Below are 1,197 nucleotides of genomic sequence, written 5' to 3' on the forward strand. Positions count from 1 at the left end.
GCCTCGATCTCGTCGAACACCAGGATGGCCACCTGCTGGGTGGAGGTGGCGGTCACGCGGCAGCCCCGGTGGCGGCGTCAGGAGTGCAGCGCTGCAGCGCCTCGGGCACGCTGCACAGCGTGGCAAACCGCCCCTGCAGCACGGTGGCGGTGCGGGATTTGATGTCGGCAGCGGCCAGCGGCCGGCCATCGGGCTGCACCATGTCCCAGGTGTGGGTGGCGTCGGTCACGAAGTCCACCTGCCAACCCAGGTCGGAAGCGTGGCGGGTGGTGGTTTCACAGCATTGCTCGGTGCGGATGCCGCTCACGATGAGGCGCTGCACGCCTTGCCGCGTGAGCCATACATCCAGCCCGGTGCCCACCAGCGCACTGTGGCGTGATTTGGTGAAAGTGGCGGCCGCCTCGAACGGCACCAGCCCGGCAAGCGGCTGCACATGGCCCGACTCGGCCGCGAAGGGGTTGGACGGCGTGGCGGGCCCGTCACAGTGGAGCACGCGCACCACCGGTACGCCCCGCGCCATGCACCCTTCGATCAGCGCGTTCTGCGCCTCCAAAAAGGCGGCCAGGCCGTCGCCGGTGAAAAAGGGGTGATAGCGAAAGGACTCTTGCACATCAATCACAATCAGACATGATTTCATGGATGCTCCCTGAGAAGTTGAACGGATAGCTCTTATCTTGCCTTGGCTTGGCGATGCAGGCTGCTCCGGTTCTGACTTTTATCGATCAAATTAAGCCATCATTTGCAGTGCAGTGCGCAGCCCTTTCCCTGCAACGAAGGCTGGCCGTCCAGGCGCGGGCGAGGCGGGCAGTGCAGGGGCCTTGGTGAGCACATTCAAGGGCTTTGCGCGGCTGGGCAGCGGTGCCACGTGCGCTTGGCGCGGCCCTGCAGGCGCCGGCGGGCCGGGCGGAAACGCATCCGCGTTGGTGCTCGGCGTCACCGCTTGTCGGCCCGGGCGTGCTTGCACCGGGTTGGGCCCTGATGGGCGCGGGCAGTCCGCGTGTCCCGGCCTTGGTTTCCATCTTCTGCTGCGCCTATTTTCATGCGCAATGTGCTTCATGCGCTTGTGCGGATTGCGTGAGGTGCTATCGCATTAAGAGCAAAACACGCCTGGCCCATATGCTGCTATGGTGGTAAGGGTTTTCCCTGATGATTGGTTTCTGTTCTCATGCCCCGACGCCCTGCGCTGTTTTCCCTGTC

1 protein-coding gene is annotated in these 1,197 nt (G+C 64.6%); it reads right to left on the minus strand.

Translation table 11 applies throughout. The annotated features are described in order from the left end of the window. Positions 1-52: 52 nt before the first annotated feature. Positions 53-637 carry a cysteine hydrolase family protein gene (locus tag ACDELDRAFT_RS22725; RefSeq protein WP_005801401.1) on the minus strand — a complete coding sequence of 195 codons (585 nt, stop codon included), beginning with the start codon at positions 635-637 and terminating at the stop codon, positions 53-55. Positions 638-1,197 lie beyond the last annotated feature (560 nt).

It is taken from the genome of Acidovorax delafieldii 2AN (assembly GCF_000175235.1).
Lineage (GTDB): Bacteria > Pseudomonadota > Gammaproteobacteria > Burkholderiales > Burkholderiaceae_C > Acidovorax > Acidovorax delafieldii_B.